14 protein-coding genes are annotated in these 15,422 nt (G+C 74.1%); 10 read left to right on the top strand and 4 right to left on the bottom strand.

The window, feature by feature from the left end; all coding sequences use genetic code 11:
* The first annotated feature begins 125 nt into the window (after positions 1 to 125).
* The 4 genes from ACIBA9_RS17155 (at position 126) to ACIBA9_RS17140 (ending at position 5,086) form a co-directional block, all read left to right on the top strand.
* Positions 126 to 1,484, top strand: coding sequence for a DUF692 domain-containing protein (locus tag ACIBA9_RS17155; RefSeq protein WP_399363724.1), 1,359 nt, complete (start codon positions 126 to 128; stop codon positions 1,482 to 1,484).
* Between the two features lie 156 nt (positions 1,485 to 1,640).
* Positions 1,641 to 2,390: a DUF4142 domain-containing protein gene (locus tag ACIBA9_RS17150; protein WP_399363722.1), complete on the top strand. Its 750-nt coding sequence runs from the start codon at positions 1,641 to 1,643 to the stop codon at positions 2,388 to 2,390.
* Positions 2,391 to 2,487: 97 nt separating this feature from the next.
* Entirely contained in the window at positions 2,488 to 3,279 is a 792-nt protein-coding gene (locus ACIBA9_RS17145) for a TIGR04222 domain-containing membrane protein (protein ID WP_399363720.1), read from the top strand.
* A gap of 148 nt (positions 3,280 to 3,427) precedes the next feature.
* Entirely contained in the window at positions 3,428 to 5,086 is a 1,659-nt protein-coding gene (locus ACIBA9_RS17140; protein ID WP_399363718.1) for an alpha/beta hydrolase, read from the top strand.
* Positions 5,087 to 5,123: 37 nt separating this feature from the next.
* On the opposite strand, the gene hemQ is transcribed toward ACIBA9_RS17140, so the two are convergent.
* Both hemQ and hemG read right to left on the bottom strand, forming a co-directional pair.
* Entirely contained in the window at positions 5,124 to 5,855 is a 732-nt protein-coding gene (hemQ, locus tag ACIBA9_RS17135; RefSeq protein WP_399363716.1) for a hydrogen peroxide-dependent heme synthase, read from the bottom strand.
* A gap of 5 nt (positions 5,856 to 5,860) precedes the next feature.
* Positions 5,861 to 7,360 carry a protoporphyrinogen oxidase gene (gene hemG / locus ACIBA9_RS17130; protein WP_399363714.1) on the bottom strand — a complete coding sequence of 500 codons (1,500 nt, stop codon included), beginning with the start codon at positions 7,358 to 7,360 and terminating at the stop codon, positions 5,861 to 5,863.
* A gap of 179 nt (positions 7,361 to 7,539) precedes the next feature.
* On the opposite strand from hemG, the gene ACIBA9_RS17125 reads away from it, so the two are divergent.
* Positions 7,540 to 8,508: a DUF4349 domain-containing protein gene (locus ACIBA9_RS17125; protein ID WP_399363713.1), complete on the top strand. Its 969-nt coding sequence runs from the start codon at positions 7,540 to 7,542 to the stop codon at positions 8,506 to 8,508.
* A gap of 32 nt (positions 8,509 to 8,540) precedes the next feature.
* Positions 8,541 to 9,935 (top strand): FAD-dependent oxidoreductase, encoded by a 1,395-nt coding sequence (locus tag ACIBA9_RS17120; protein WP_399363711.1) that lies wholly within the window; start codon positions 8,541 to 8,543, stop codon positions 9,933 to 9,935.
* 15 nt (positions 9,936 to 9,950) lie between these two features.
* Here ACIBA9_RS17120 and ACIBA9_RS17115 read toward each other — a convergent pair whose 3' ends face one another.
* Complete coding sequence (locus tag ACIBA9_RS17115; RefSeq protein WP_362152976.1) at positions 9,951 to 10,238, bottom strand: hypothetical protein; 288 nt, start codon at positions 10,236 to 10,238, stop codon at positions 9,951 to 9,953.
* A 92-nt stretch (positions 10,239 to 10,330) separates the two neighbouring features.
* Here ACIBA9_RS17115 and ACIBA9_RS17110 point away from each other — a divergent pair, with 92 nt between their 5' ends.
* Complete coding sequence (locus ACIBA9_RS17110) at positions 10,331 to 11,152, top strand: rhomboid family intramembrane serine protease (protein WP_399363709.1); 822 nt, start codon at positions 10,331 to 10,333, stop codon at positions 11,150 to 11,152.
* A 13-nt stretch (positions 11,153 to 11,165) separates the two neighbouring features.
* Here ACIBA9_RS17110 and hemE read toward each other — a convergent pair whose 3' ends face one another.
* Positions 11,166 to 12,233 (bottom strand): uroporphyrinogen decarboxylase, encoded by a 1,068-nt coding sequence (gene hemE, locus ACIBA9_RS17105; RefSeq protein WP_399363707.1) that lies wholly within the window; start codon positions 12,231 to 12,233, stop codon positions 11,166 to 11,168.
* Positions 12,234 to 12,331: 98 nt separating this feature from the next.
* Between hemE and ACIBA9_RS17100 the strand changes: the two genes are divergently transcribed.
* From ACIBA9_RS17100 to ACIBA9_RS17090, 3 genes are all read left to right on the top strand, one after another.
* Positions 12,332 to 13,003, top strand: coding sequence for a DUF3000 domain-containing protein (locus ACIBA9_RS17100; protein WP_362152969.1), 672 nt, complete (start codon positions 12,332 to 12,334; stop codon positions 13,001 to 13,003).
* A 284-nt stretch (positions 13,004 to 13,287) separates the two neighbouring features.
* Positions 13,288 to 13,947 carry a response regulator transcription factor gene (locus ACIBA9_RS17095; protein ID WP_362152966.1) on the top strand — a complete coding sequence of 220 codons (660 nt, stop codon included), beginning with the start codon at positions 13,288 to 13,290 and terminating at the stop codon, positions 13,945 to 13,947.
* A 147-nt stretch (positions 13,948 to 14,094) separates the two neighbouring features.
* The gene (locus ACIBA9_RS17090; RefSeq protein ID WP_399363704.1) at positions 14,095 to 15,384 is read left to right on the top strand and encodes a ribonuclease D; all 1,290 of its coding nucleotides are present in this window, start codon (positions 14,095 to 14,097) and stop codon (positions 15,382 to 15,384) included.
* Positions 15,385 to 15,422 lie beyond the last annotated feature (38 nt).

Genomic DNA, 15,422 nt, shown 5'->3' with positions numbered 1-15,422 from the left:
GCGCCGCGGACGAAACCTCAAATGTTGCTCTGAACGCTCCCCCCGCGGGGTTCGGGGCCGCTCACCGGGGCCATACCCCCGTCACTCGACGTACGGGCACCAGGCCGAGCAGGAGGGGGACGCGCATGCGGCGACTGGGGACGGGCATCGGCTGGCGGCCGGAGATCGCGGAGGCCGTGGAACGCATGCCGGGCATCGACTGGGTGGAGGTCGTGGCCGAGAACATCTGCCCCGGGCACCTTCCCGAGTCGCTGCTCCGGCTGCGCGGGCGCGGTGTGACGGTGATCCCGCACGGTGTCTCCCTCGGCCTCGGCGGCGCGGACCGCCCCGACGCGGGCCGTCTGACGGCCCTCGCCGAGCGGGCCGAGGCGCTCGGCGCTCCCCTGGTCACCGAGCACGTCGCGTTCGTCCGGGCGGGCGGCGCGCTCACCGCCTCCCCCGCGCTGGAGGCCGGGCATCTGCTGCCCGTGCCGCGCACCCGGGACGCGCTGGACGTGCTGTGCGAGAACGTCCGCATCGCGCAGGAGGCGCTGCCGGTGCCGCTGGCCGTCGAGAACATCGCCGCGCTGTTCTCCTGGCCGGGTGAGGAGCTGACCGAGGGGCAGTTCCTCACCGAGCTGGTCGAGCGGACCGGCGTACGGCTGCTCGTCGACGTGGCCAACCTGCACACCAACCACGTCAACCGGGGCGAGGACCCCGCCGAGGCGCTGGCCGCGCTGCCACTGGAGGCGATCGCCTACGTCCATGTCGCGGGCGGTTTCGAACGGGGCGGCGTCTGGCACGACAGTCACGCGCATCCGGTGCCGCCCCCGGTGCTCGCCGTCCTGTCCGACCTCGCCTCCCGTACCGACCCGCCCGGCGTCCTGCTGGAACGGGACGAGGACTTCCCGGAGCCGGCCGAGCTGGAGCGGGAGCTGGCGGCGATCGCGGGCGCCGTGCGCGGGGGACGCGAACGGGCGGCCGCGGGCACGGCCGTGACCGCCGGGAGCGGCGGGGGTGTCGCGGTGCGGGTACGACCGGTGGCCCGTGTGCGCACGCGGGAGGCGGCCCGGGAGCGGCTCGGGGTCGCCCAGGCCGCGGTGTTGTCCGCGCTGATGGCCGGGACGCCGGTGCCGGAGGGGTTCGACCGGGTACGGATGGGGGTGCAGGCGCGGGCCCTCGCGGCGAAGCGGGCGGACGTGGTGGCCAGGGTGGCGCCCGAGTTGCCGGTGATTCTGGGAGCGGAGTACCGACCGGCCTTCCTGGCGTACGCCCGGCAGCGGCCGATGGCGGGCGGGTACCGCCGGGACGCTCTGGACTTCGCCGAACACCTCCTGGGGAAGGACCGGCCGGAGCGCCGCGAAGCCCTCCGCGAGTGGTGGCTGGACCGAGCGGGCCCGGCCCCCAGATCATCGGGTCGCGTCACCCGAGTGGCGAGAACGGCCCGCGACCTGCTGCGCCGCATCACGGCACTCCAGCGGCGACCATCGGGGGCGACCTCCTAGGGCCTGTCGCGCCTGGCGTCGGCAACCACCACACACCCCGCGCCCGCCCCCGCACCGGATCGCAACCGGAAACCGGCCCTCCGCCGCCGCAGTAATATGCCAAGCCGCACCCACCCATCCCCAGCACCCGGTGTGCGGTGCCGTACAGGAGGCGCCATGCGACCGCGAGCCCCGATCAAGGGCCGAGGCATATTCAGCGGGACCGGGCTCATCATCACCGGCCTCGCCGCGACCGCCGCGGCGCTGCTGTTCCCGCTCTGGTCGTACGCCGACCGGCAGGACACGGCCGGCGCGAACGTGCTGAGCGCGCGGACCGTGACCACCCCGTACGGCCCGCTGTCCGCGCAGGACCGGGACTTCGTCACCAAGGTCCGGCTCGCGGGGCTGTGGGAACTGCCCGCCGGACAGCTGGCGGAGCGCGAGGGAACCACCCCCGCGGTGCGCACGGCGGGCCGGCACCTCGTCGACGGGCACACCTCCCTCGACGCGCACGACCGCACCGTCGCCATCCAGTTGGGCATCCCGATGCCCAACGAACCCAACGAGCAGCAGAAGCAGTGGCTCGCCACCCTGAGGTCGGCCCGGGGCCAGGATTTCGACCGCCGGTTCGCCGGCATCCTGCGGCTGGCACACGGCCGGGTGTTCTCCCTGGTCGCACAGGTCCGGGCCGGCACCCAGAACTCCCTGGTCCGCGATCTCGCCGACGACGCCAACACGACCGTCCTGGACCACATCAGGATCCTGGAGGCGACGGGCTACGTCGACTTCGCCGCGCTCTCGCGCGACCTGGCCGCCTCCGCCACGCCCGTGCCGTCGCCGCCGGTGGTCGATCCGGGCGCCGCCGTCCCGGTCGTTCCCCCGCCGGACCCGACGTACTCCCTGCCGCCCGCGACGAGCACTCCCTGACCTGCGCGGAAAGCGGAACGTCACATACCGGCGACTCTCTGTCCGGATCGTGAACAGGGCATGGCCTTTCGCCTCGTCGTCGGCATAGAAACACGTCATGTTCTGGGTCCTTCTCCTTCTCCTGGCCTGGGCCTTCGCCGGCACCGCGTGCGTCCGGCTGTGCCTGGCCGCCGTCCGCGCCGCAGACGCGGACGCGGCGGACGCCTCCGCCGTCACGGCGACAGCCCCCGAGCGCCGACTGACGTTGTACGAGGCGGCTTTCCTGTCCGGCGGACCGGCGCGGGTCGCCGAGGTGACCCTGGTGGCCATGGCCCGGCAGCGGCGGCTGCTGCTCGCCCACACCGGCTGGGCCACGGTGGTGGACCCGCTGGGCCGGGACGAGATGGAACGGTCCGTCATAGGGGCGATAGGCCCTCAGGGCCAGTCCCGGATCGCTCCCGTACGAGCGCGTGTGGCGGGCGCGGAAGCGGTGCGCCGGGTGGCCGACGGACTGGTGCGCGCGGGCCTCGCGGTACCCGAGGGCGCCGGTACGACGGTGGGGGCCGCGGTGCGCCGGGTGCGTGCCGCCACGCTGGGCGTGGCGGTGCTGGGGGTGACCGCGCTGCTGCTGCCCGTCCCGAGCGACACGCCCCGGCTCCTGGTCGCCCTGTGGTTCGCGCTGCCCCTGACCCTGTCCCTGAGCTGTCTCGCCCTCGCCCGCTGGGAGGCGCATCCGTACTCGCGGTGGGCCTCCCCGGCCGGGCAGCGGCTGCTGGACGCGCTCACCTGGGGGCCGGCCGGCGAGGAGCGGTCGTTCCTCACCTCCGTCGCCGTACGCGGCGTCCGCGCGAGCGGTGGACCCGAGCTGCGCGCGGCCTTCGCCCACCGCGAGCAGCCGCGGCGGGAGTGAGGGCGTTCCCGGGGGCGCACAAGGGGCATTGGCGCCGACACCGGCCGGACGGTGCTTGCCTTCACCCACGGCCGACCGAAACATCCCTTCTGTCGCCGCCGGGCCGTGGCAGTCGTGCCATCGCCGCCGCGCACCGAAGGGATACGCGATGAGAGCTGCCGCCCTGTACTCGGCCGCCGGATCCTTGCTTCTGACCACCCTGGCCGCGACCCCGGCGGGCGGCACGCCCACTCGCCCCGAGGCACCCGGGGTGCCCGGCACCGCCGAGCTGCGCGGCACCGCGGTGGCCGTGGCCCGCGCCCGAGCGGCCGGTATCGACTTCGGCGCGTGCGCGGCGGCCGATGTGCCTCAGGCACCGGACGAGCTGCGGTGCGGCACGGTGACGGTCCCGCTCGACTACGCCCACCCGAACGGCAAGCAGATCGAACTCACCGTGAGCCGCACCCGTGCCACGCAGAAGGACCCACGCAACAGCAAGCGCAAGGTCCCCCGGCAGGGCGCCCTCGTCTACAACCCGGGCGGCCCCGGCGCCTCCGGCATGTACTTCCCGCTGGTCGGCGCGCTCCCGGACTGGCAGCGGATCGCCGCCGCCTACGACCTGGTCGGCTACGCGCCGCGCGGGGTGGGCCGTTCGGCACCGCTGTCCTGCGAGGACCCCAAGGGGTTCTTCAAGGGGCCCAGCGCCGCGCCGACGCACCCGTCTGAGGCGTACAAGCGGCAACGCGTGGCCCGGGCCAAGGAGTACGCGCGCGGCTGCGCCCAGCGTTCCGGCGGCAGGCTGCGCTACTACACCTCGCTCGACAACGCCCGTGACCTGGACGTCCTGCGGGCCGCGCTGGGCGAGGACCGGCTGACGTTCATGGGGGCCTCGTACGGCACCTACTTCGGCGCGCTGTACGCGGCGATGTTCCCCTCGCATCTGCGGCGGATGGTGCTGGACTCGGCGGTGAACCCCGACCCGGCGAAGGTCTGGTACGCCGACAACCTGGACCAGTCGGCCGCGTTCGAGGAGCGCTGGGCCGACTTCCGGGACTGGATCGCGCGCCACGACGACGTCTACCGGCTCGGTGCCACGCCGGGGCGGGTGCAGCGCGCCTACGACACCGCCCGGGAGCGGCTGGCCCGGAAGGCGGCCGGCGGGAAGGTCGGCCCGGGCCAGTTGCAGAACGCGTTTCTGACGGCCGGCTACTACGACGACTTCTGGCCCAGCCGGGCCGGCGCCCTGTCGGCCTATCTGCACGGCGACCCCGCCCCGCTGGTCCGGGTGGCGGCTCCGCACCCCGGCACGGCCACCGAGGCGGAGAACGGCCGCGCGGTGTACACGGCCGTCGAGTGCAACGACGCGCCCTGGCCGACGGACTTCGCGGTGTGGGACCGCGACAACACCCGGCTCGCCCGGGTGGCGCCCTTCGAGACCTGGGACAACGCGTGGATGAACCTGCCGTGCGCCTACTGGCCGGCGCCCCGGCGGCAGCCGCTGGACGTGCGGACCGGGCCGGGTGAGCTGCCGCCGGTGCTGATCCTGGCGGCCGAGCGGGACGCGGCCGCGCCGTACGCGGGTGCGGTGGAGATGAACCGGCGGCTGGCCGGTTCGGTGCTGGTCACCGAGCGGGACGCGGGCACGCACAGCATCGGCGGCGGCCCCAACAAGTGCGTCGACGCCTACTTCGACGCCTATCTGCTGGAGGGACGCCTCCCGGCGCGGCACGCGTCCTGCGCGCCGCGCCCGGAGCCGAAGCCGGACGCCCCGAGGGCCGGCGAGGAGTCCCGGCGGGACGCCCTCAGGGGCGAGGCCGAGCGGCGCTGAGCGCCTGACCGGCCGGGCCGCCCGGGGGCGGCACCCGTCAGGCCAGCCCGGCGACCAGGTCGGCGATGTCCTTGCGGCGGCCCGTGTAGAACGGGACCTCTTCGCGGACGTGCATACGGGCCTCGGAGGCGCGCAGGTGGCGCATGAGGTCGACGATGCGGTACAGCTCGTCGGCCTCGAAGGCCAGCATCCACTCGTAGTCGCCGAGGGAGAACGAGGCGACCGTGTTGGCGCGCACGTCCGGGTAGCCACGGGCCATCTTGCCGTGGTCGGCGAGCATGCGGCGGCGGTCCTCGTCGGGCAGCAGGTACCAGTCGTAGGAGCGCACGAAGGGGTACACGCTCACGTAGTTGCGGGGCGTCTCGTCGGCGAGGAACGCCGGGATGTGCGAGCGGTTGAACTCGGCGGGGCGATGCAGCGCCATGTTCGACCACACGGGCTCGAGGGCGCGGCCCAGCCGGGTGCGGCGGAACAGGTTGTACGCCTCCTGGAGCTGGTCGCTGGTCTCGGCGTGCCACCAGATCATGAGGTCGGCGTCGGCCCGCAGGCCCGAGACGTCGTAGGTGCCGCGGACCGTCACGTCCTTGGCGGCGAGCTGGTCGAACAGCTCCTGGACCTCGTCGGCGTATCCCGCACGGTCCTCGGGCAGCACGTCCTTCAGCCTGAAGACCGACCAGAGGGTGTAGCGGATGACCTCGTTGAGGTCCTTGGCCAGCTTGCCCTTGTTGGGGATCCTGCCGGACTCGGTGATGGGGGCGTCGTCACTCATGGTCCCTATTCTCCCGCTCCGCCGTGCAGGCTCTGCACCGGGTTGGCGGTCAGCTCCTCGGCGGCCGTCGGGTCGCCGAGGAGCTGATCGGCCGCCGCGTTCGCGCTCGCGACGCAGGCCGGGATGCCGACACCGTCGTACTGCGCGCCGCACACCGCGAGTCCGGGCAGCTTGGCGACGTGCTCGCGGATACGGGCCACGCGGGCGTAGTGGCCCACCGGGTACTGGGGCAGGCCGTCGGTCCAGCGGGTGACCCGGGTCGCCAGGGGCGCGGCGTTCAGGCCGACGGCGTCGGACAGGTCGCGCCGGGAGACCTCGACGAGGCCGGCGTCGTCCCGCTGGAGGATCTCCTCCTCGCCGTGGCGGCCCACCGAGGTGCGCAGGACGACCACGTCGGGATCCTCCTCGGCGATCCAGCCCCACTTCCGGGAGGCGAACGTCGACGCCTTGATGGTGCGGCCGTCGACGGGCGGCACCAGGAAGCCGCTCCCCTCGGGGAGGTCCAGCTCGGCGCGCCGGTAGGCGAGGGTGACCAGTGCCATGGAGGCGTACTCGACGGCGGCGAGATCGGCGGCGGCCTCCGGGGACTCGGCGCGCAGCAGGTCGGCGGCCGCGCGGGCGGGCACGGCGAGGACGACGGCGTCCGCACGCAGCACCCGGTCACCGGCCACGACGCGCCAGGTGGAGGCCGGCCGCGCGGCGTGCGCCCCGGGCGCGGTGTCCGCTTCCGGCGCGGTGTCCCGGCGCAGCTCCCTCACCGGCGTGCCGGTGAGGATCTCGCCGCCGCGCGCCCGGACCGAATCGGCGACGGCGAGCGGGAGCCGGCCGACACCGCCCTCGATGCCCATGAACACCGGGCCGGTCTGCCGGGCCGCGTCCGCCTGGGCCTGGATCCGGCGGACCGCTTCGGTCAGGGAGGCGTGTGCGCGCGCCGCCCGGAAGAGCTGCGGGACGGCCGAGCGCATCGAGATGCGGTAGGCGTCGCCCGCGTAGACCCCGCCGAGCAGGGGTTCGACCAGCCGGTCGACGACCTCGCGGCCGAGCCGGGCCGCCACGTACTCGCCGACGGCCACGTCGTCGCCGACCTCGGTGCGGGGCAGGTCCGCGTCGCGCTCGATACGGGCGAGTCCCTCGTCGGACAGGACGCCGGTGAGCGCGGCGGCGGTGCCGGGGACACCCATCACATGGCCCTTGGGCATGGGCCGCAGCGCGCCGCGGGTCCAGAGGGAGGCGCTCGCGGTGGCCGGCGGCTGGAGCCGCTCGCCGAGGCCGACCTCGCGGGCGAGGGCCACGGCCTCCGGGCGGCGGGCCAGCATCGACTCGGCGCCCAGGTCGACGCGCACGCCGGCGATCTCGCCGGGGAGCAGTTTGCCGCCGACCCGCTCGGAGGCCTCCAGCACGGTCACGCGAGCGCCCAGTGTCAGCAGCCGGTGGGCGGCGGCCAGGCCGGCGATTCCGGCTCCGATGACGACGACATGCCCCGCGGGGCTACCCGTTGCGCTCATGCCCCCACTCTCTCAGACCCCGCCGGCGCTCCCCCGGCCGAGCCGCGGCGCCCTCGCGGCGGGCCGGTGGCCGTGCCGAGTCCGGACCGTGACCGCTTCGGGACCGGGGATCACCAACGTCCCGGCCGGCCGCGCCGTCGTAGGTACGTCATCCGTCCCAGAGCCCGGGAGTACCGCCCATGCGCATACCGCGTTCCCCACGATCCGCTCCGTCCGTCCTGGCCGCTGTCCTGCTCACCGCGTCGCTCGCGCTGGCCGGGTGTGGCGGCGGGGGTGACGTCGGCGGCGGCTCGGCGAAGTCCGACGCGGGCGCGCACGGCCGCCGGGCGGACGTCTCCGGCGCGTCGGGCCCCGCCGCGGAGAAAGGGAAGACGGCGCCCGGCACCTCCCCGGACGCGATCGTCCGCACCGCGTCCCTCACCGTGGAGACCCGCGATGTGCCCAAGGCCCTGGCCCGGGCCCGCACGAGGGCCGAGGCCGCGGGCGGCTACGTCGGCCAGGAGGACACGTCCCGGGACGCCGACGGCCACGAGCGCACCCGGGTCGTACTGCGCGTGCCCTCCGGCAGGTACGACGAGGTCCTCACCGCACTGCAGGGCACGGGCCGGCTGGTCGACCGCACCGCCAAGGCGGTGGACGTCACCGACCAGGTCGTGGACGTCGGCAGCCGGATCGCGTCGCAGCGGGCCGGCGTCGACCGGATCCGGGCGCTGATGGGCCGGGCGGCCAAACTGGGCGACGTCGTCACGCTGGAGGGCGAGTTGAGTCGACGCCAGGCGGATCTGGAGGCACTGCTGGCCCGGCAGGCCTCCCTGAAGGACCGCACGGAGCTGGCCACCATCACGCTGACGCTGTCCGAGACACCCGTCAAGGAGGCGGCCGGTGACGGCACGCCGGGGTTCGTGGACGCGCTCGCGGGGGGCTGGCACGTGTTCGCCGCGACGCTGCGCTGGATCGCCCTCGCGCTGGGCGCCGCCCTGCCGTTCGCGGCCTTCGCGGCCCTGTCGGCGCTGCTGTGGCTGCGGGTGGTGCGCCCCCGGCTGCCGCGCCGGCCCCGCCCCGCGCCCGCCGCGCCCGTGACCGCGCTCGGGCCGCTGCCGTCGGCCCGCCCCGTGCCGGGCTCCGCCGGCGAGGCGGACCGCGACTGACCGGACCCGCCCCACCCCGTAGCGTGTTTCCCATGAGCATGAGCGGTGGGCGGGACGGCGGGGAACGACTGGTCGTGATCGGCGGTGACGCCGCGGGCATGTCCGCGGCGTCACAGGCACGCCGGCTGAAAGGGCCCGGGGAGCTGGAGATCGTGGCCTTCGAACGCGGCCGCTTCACCTCCTACTCGGCGTGCGGCATCCCCTACTGGGTGGGCGGCGAGGTCCCCGAACGCGACCGGCTGATCGCCCGTACGCCCGAGCAGCACCGGGAGCGCGGCATCGACCTGCGGCTGCGCACCGAGGTCACCGCCATCGACGTGGCCGGGCAGCGGGTCCGCGCGCGTGACATCGATTCCGGCGCCGAGTCGTGGACGTCGTACGACAAGCTCGTCATCGCCACCGGGGCCCGCCCGGTCCGCCCGGACCTGCCCGGCGCCGACGCCCCCGGGGTGCACGGCGTGCAGACCCTGCAGGACGGCGAGACCCTGCTGGAGACGCTGGCCCGCACGCGCGGCCGCAGGGCGGTGGTGGTGGGCGCCGGGTACATCGGTGTGGAGATGGCGGAGGCGCTGATCCACCGCGGCTTCGAGGTGACGGTCGTCAACCGCGGCAAGGAGCCCATGTCGACACTCGACCCGGACATGGGCCGCCTGGTGCACCGGGCCATGGAGGGTCTGGGCATCACCATGGTGAACGACGCCGAGGTCACCAAGCTGCTGACCGGGCAGGACGGCCGGGTCCGCGCGGTGGCCACCCAGGACGCCGAGTACCCGGCGGACGTGGTGGTCCTCGGCATCGGCGTCCGGCCGGAGACCGCCCTCGCCCGCGCGGCCGGTCTGCCCCTCGGCGCCCACGGCGGCCTGCTCACCGACCTCGCGATGCGGGTGCGCGGTCACGAGAACATCTGGGCGGGCGGCGACTGCGTGGAGGTGCTGAACCTGGTCTCCGGCCAGGAGCAGTACGTCCCGCTCGGCACCCACGCCAACAAGCACGGCCAGGTCATCGGCACCAACGCGGCCGGCGGCTACGCCACCTTCCCGGGCGTCGTCGGCACGGCCGTCAGCAAGGTCTGCGACCTGGAGATCGCGCGTACCGGGCTGCGCGAGAAGGACGCCCGTCGGGTGGGGCTGCGGTTCGAGACGGTCACCATCGAGTCGACCAGCCGGGCCGGGTACTACCCCGGTGCCTCCGCCATGACGGTCAAGATGATCGCCGAACGCCGCACCGGACGCCTGCTCGGAGTCCAGATCGTCGGCCGGGAGGGCGCGGGCAAGCGCGTGGACATCGCCGCGGTGGCGCTGACCGCGGGGATGACGGTGGAGCAGATGACCGCCCTGGACCTCGGCTACGCCCCGCCCTTCTCACCGGTGTGGGACCCGGTCCTGGTCGCGGCGAGGAAGGCGACCTCGAAGGTGCGCGGCGGGTGACGGGCCCGCGCGGGTCTACGCCGAGCCGCTGATCCGGGGCAGCGAGGTGACCGCCGCGCTCGCTGCCATGGCCGCGGGCTGCTCGCCGGCGGGCTTGGCGTGCGAGGCCGGTGGCCGGGTGGTGCGCAGCCGGTAGCCGACCGCCTCGTCCAGGGTCACCGGGCGCTGCATCTGGGAGGCGAGCCGTCCCGCCTCCTGGCCGAGGCGCGCGACATCCTCCCAGGGAAGCCGTATCACCAAGGACAGCTCCGCCTCGCCATCGGGCAGAGCGTGCATCGCCGGAACCTGCGCGGCATTCGTCATCGCCTGATCCTCACGTCGGTTGACAGGGGATACGCGCGGCCGGGCGGTGGCGTTCACCGATTCGCGCACCGCATCGCGGGCAGTACTCCTGTGTGGTCATACCCGTCCATGACGTGAACCCGGTGCGCCGCACCCCCTGGGTGACGTACGCGCTCATCGCCGTCAACGTCCTCGTGTTCATCACCACGCCCGGTATAGCCGGATCGGTGGCGGGTCACAGCGACCTTTCGCAGCTGTGCCGGCTCCAGGCCTTCATGGATCACTACGCGGCGATCCCGCGCGAGCTGATCCACCACCAGCTGCCCCGGGTGGTCCCCACGGGCGGGGTGGGTGTGGGCCCGCACGGCCCGGGCTGTCTCGTGAGCCCGCCCGGCTACGACAAGTCACCGGCGCTGTCGGTCTTCACAGCCATGTTCCTGCACGGCAGCTGGCTGCACCTGCTCGGGAACATGCTCTTCCTGCTGATCTTCGGCAACAACGTCGAGGACCGGATGGGACACATCCGCTACCTCCTCTTCTACGCCGTCTGCGGTTACGCGGCCGGCTACGGCTTCGCCCTGCTGAACGCCGGCTCCGGCGACCCGCTGATCGGCGCGTCCGGCGCCATCGCCGGGGTCCTCGGCGCCTATCTGATGCTGTATCCGAGGGCGCGGGTCTGGGTTCTCGTCCCGTTCCTGGTCTTCCTGCCGCTCAGACTGCCCGCCTGGCTGGTGCTGGGCTTCTGGTTCGCGCTGCAGGCGATGTACTCCTCCGGGCACGGCGTCTCCGGCGGGACCGTGGCCTACGCGGCCCATGTGATGGGCTTCGTGGCCGGCATGCTGCTGGCCTGGCCGCTCAAGCCCGGCACGCCTCCCCCGCCGGAGCCGCCCGGCCTGCTGTTCGGCAGGCGGGCGCGGCCCCACTACTCCTGGTAGTTCTCCCGGTGGTTCAGCGCGCGGTGGCGGTGTGGACGTAGTCCACGAGCCGGGTGAGCGCGTCCGGGTCGGTGCTCGGCATGACGCCGTGGCCGAGGTTGAAGACGTGGCCCTCCAGGCCGGCGGCCGCCGCCAGCACCTCGGCGGCCTGGGCCTCGACGGTGTCCTTGTCGGTGAACAGGACGGTCGGGTCGAGGTTGCCCTGGAGCGCCTTGCCGGGACCGACCCGGCGGGCGGCCTCGTCCAGCGGGACGCGCCAGTCGACGCCCACGACGTCCGCCCCGGCCTCGCCCATGAGGCCCAGCAGTTCGCCGGTGCCGACGCCGAAGTGGATGCGCGGGACGCCGTAGCCGGCGACGGCCTCGAAGACCTTGACCGAGGCGGGCATGACCGACCTGCGGTAGTCGGCCGGGGACAGGGCGCCGGCCCAGGAGTCGAACAGCTGGACCGCGCTGGCGCCGGCCTCGATCTGCACCTTCAGGAAGGCCGCCGTGATGTCGGCGAGACGGTCGAGCAGGTCGGCCCAGAGCTCCGGGTCGCCGTACATCATCGCCTTGGCGTTCTCGTACGTGCGCGAGGGGCCGCCCTCGACCAGGTAGCTCGCGAGCGTGAACGGGGCGCCGGCGAAGCCGATCAGCGGGGTGGCCCCCAGTTCGCGGGTGAGCATGCCGATCGCCTCGGTGACGTAGGAGACGTCCTCGGGACCGAGATCGCGCAGCCGGGCCAGGTCGGCGCGGGTGCGGACGGGCTGCTCGACGACCGGGCCGACGCCGGGCTTGATGTCGAGGTCGATGCCGATGGCCTTGAGCGGGACGACGATGTCGCTGAAGAAGATCGCCGCGTCCACGTCGTGCCGGCGCACCGGCTGCAGGGTGATCTCGGTGACCAGCTCCGGCCGCATGCAGGACTCGAGCATCGGGACGCCCTCGCGCACCTTGCGGTACTCGGGCAGGGAGCGGCCGGCCTGGCGCATGAACCACACGGGGGTGTGCGGCACGGGTTCGCGCCTGCACGCCTTGAGGAAGGCGCTGTCGTAGGTCGCGGTCGGCTGCTGGCCCGAGGGGCTTCCGTTGGCACTCACGACGGCAAGTCTCGCATGGCCGTCGGCGCGGAAGTGCGGCTGCCCTTCGGGGGTGTCCCTCCCTGCACGCGGGCCCGGTTCCCCTTACTCTTCCCCGCATGGCTGCGGCTCAGGGACGACTGTCGGACGGCGCTGACGGAATGGACGACGCGAAGGACACCGCGCAGGGGCGGTCGGGCGGTGGGCTGCCGCCCGCGTTCCGGGCGGCGGTCGACGCGCTGCGCACGGCGCGGGTGCGGCCGCAGGTCGAGGTGGAGCCGACGCCCGCGCCGCAGCGGCTCGCCCCGTACGCGCACGCGCTGGAGGCCGTGGTGGTCGACGGCGAGCAGGAGCTGGCCGACGGGCGGCTGGTGCTGCTGCACGATCCGGCCGGGCACGAGGCCTGGCGGGGCACGTTCCGGCTGGTGACGCTGGTGCGCGCCGAGCTGGAGGCGGAGATGGCGGCCGATCCGCTGCTGCCCGAGGTGTGCTGGTCGTGGCTGACCGGGGCGCTGCAGGCGCGCGGGCTCGGTTACGGCGAGCCGAGCGGGACGATCACGCGGGCCAGCTCGCACTACTTCGGCGGGCTGGCGGAGCGGCCGGCCGCCTCGCAGATCGAGATCAGGGCGTCCTGGACACCTCGCGAGGGCCTGGGCGGGGTGCCGGACACGGCCGCCCACCTGGCGTCCTGGTGCGATCTGCTGGCGCAGGTCGGGGGGTTGCCGCCGGCCGGTCCGGGCGATGCCTCGGTGGTCACCCTGCCGCAGCGTCGCGACCCCCAGTCACGGTGACCTGAGGCCCGGTCGGGGCGCCATCATTCGCATGGGCGCCTTATTGACCATGTCTTTGTCGATACGGCCACTTTCCGTACTCGAATGGCACTCGCACGAACCGACTCGATCTTCGGATGATCGATCGCGTGTCCGAATTGCACGGATTGTTACTCACTAGATCGTGATCATTCTCTAAAGGCGGACGAGTTTGCTGCCGAAGACGACTGTGACCTTGAAAGCACGGTTCGTCCCGGCTGACTCCCCCACCAGCCGGCCCCCCGTCCCCCCACCCAGGAGGCCTGGTGTCCGTTCTCCTCGAGCAGCCCGCAAGCCTGGTCGCCTACCGCCCGAACAAGCCGACCGCCATGGTGGTCGTGGCCGACCCGCGCGTCCGTTCCACCGTCACCCGCCATCTGTGGGCGCTCGGTGTGCGCGACGTCATCGAGGCCTCGTCCGTCGCGGAGGCCCGTCCCCGCATCAGCAACCCGCGCGACATCTGCGTCGCCGACGTCCACCTGCCCGACGGCTCCGGCCTGACCCTGCTCTCCGAGACCCGCGCCGCGGGCTGGCCCAACGGCCTGGCCCTCTCCGCCGCCGACGACATCGGCGCGGTCCGCAACGCCCTGGCCGGAGGGGTCAAGGGCTACGTCGTCACCGGCACCCGCACCAACATCGGTCTGCCCAGCCGGCCCGGTGCCACCCCCCTCGGCGCCGCCGCCCGGATGCACCGCCGCCCCCCGGGTGCCCCGAGCCACCCGGGCGGCTACCGCGAGCTGTCCGGGCGCGAGGTCGAGGTGCTGCGGCTGGTCGCGGAGGGCCAGTCGAACAAGGCGATCGGCGTCTCCATGGGCCTGTCGGCCCTCACCGTGAAGAGCCACCTGGCCCGCATCGCCCGCAAGCTGGGCACCGGCGACCGCGCCGGCATGGTGGCCGTGGCGCTGCGCACCGGGATCATCCACTGAGTCCGACGCACCGCCACGGCAAAGGCATCACCGGTTCACCCGCGTGAACCGGAAGTTTCACCGGCCTGACTGGTTTACGACCCTGCGGCGCCCGTCGACGGAACGTTCCGGCGACGGGCGCCGTCCGTACACCGATACCCTTGACAGGTGACCGACGCCCAAGACACCGCAGCAGACAGCTCCCTGCGCACCACCGGAGGCACACCTCCGGACGACGCCGGATCTTCTGTGACGGAGGCGCCGACCCCGCTGCTCGAACCCCGCGAGGGCATTCCGCCGGTGATCGTCGACGAGGCCGCGCTGGCCGAGGTGGTGGCCGCGTTCGCCGCCGGCTCCGGCCCCGTCGCCGTGGACGCCGAGCGCGCCTCCGGCTACCGGTACGGCCAGCGCGCCTATCTGGTGCAGCTGCGCCGCGAGGGCGCCGGCACCGCGCTGATCGACCCCGTCGCCTGCCCCGACCTGTCCTCGCTCGGCGAGGCGCTGTCCGGCGTGGAGTGGGTCCTGCACGCGGCCACCCAGGACCTGCCCTGTCTGCGCGAGATAGGCATGATCCCGAGCCGGCTCTTCGACACCGAGCTGGCCGGCCGGATCGCCGGGTTCCCGCGCGTCGGCCTCGGCGCCATGGTCGAGGGCGTCCTCGGCTACGTCCTGGAGAAGGGCCACTCCGCCGTCGACTGGTCCACCCGGCCCCTGCCCGAGCCGTGGCTGCGCTACGCCGCGCTGGACGTGGAGCTCCTCGTCGACCTGCGGGACGCCCTGGAGAAGGAGCTGGACCGCCAGGGCAAGCTGGAGTGGGCCCGGCAGGAGTTCGACGCGATCGCGGCCGCGCCGCCCGCCGAGCCGAGGAAGGACCCCTGGCGCCGCACGTCCGGGATGCACAAGGTGCGCCGGCGCCGGCAGCTGGCGGTGGTGCGCGAGCTGTGGCAGACCCGGGACCAGATCGCCCAGCGCAGGGACGTCTCGCCGGGCAAGGTGCTCTCCGACACCGCCATCGTCGAGGCGGCGCTCGCCCTGCCGGCCGGCGTGCACGCGCTCGCGGCGCTGAACGGCTTCGGGCACCGCACGGGCCGGCGCCAGCTGGAGCAGTGGCAGGCCGCGGTCGACCGGGCCAAGGCGCTCCCGGAGAGCGCGCTGCCGCAGCCCGGGCAGCAGGTGACCGGACCGCCGCCGCCGCGCGCGTGGGCCGACAAGGATCCCGCCGCGGCGGCCCGGCTGTCCGCGGCCCGGGCCGGGGTGACGGCGCTGGCCGAGCGGCTCGGCATGCCGCAGGAGAACCTGATGTCCCCGGACTCGGTGCGACGCATCTGCTGGGAGCCGCCGGCCGACCTGGACGCGGAGTCGGTGAGCACCGCGCTCGCCGGGTACGGTGCGCGGCCGTGGCAGATCGAGCTGGTCACCCCGATACTGGTCGGCGCGCTGTCGGCCGCGGGCGCCTAGGGCCTTTCCCCCGTCAGGCCGGCCGGGACCGGGGGCGC

The organism is Streptomyces sp. NPDC051452 (genome assembly GCF_044454765.1).
Lineage (GTDB): Bacteria > Actinomycetota > Actinomycetes > Streptomycetales > Streptomycetaceae > Streptomyces.
The sequence above is the reverse complement of the archived record's forward strand: the minus strand, read 5'-3'. Positions and strand labels throughout refer to the sequence as shown.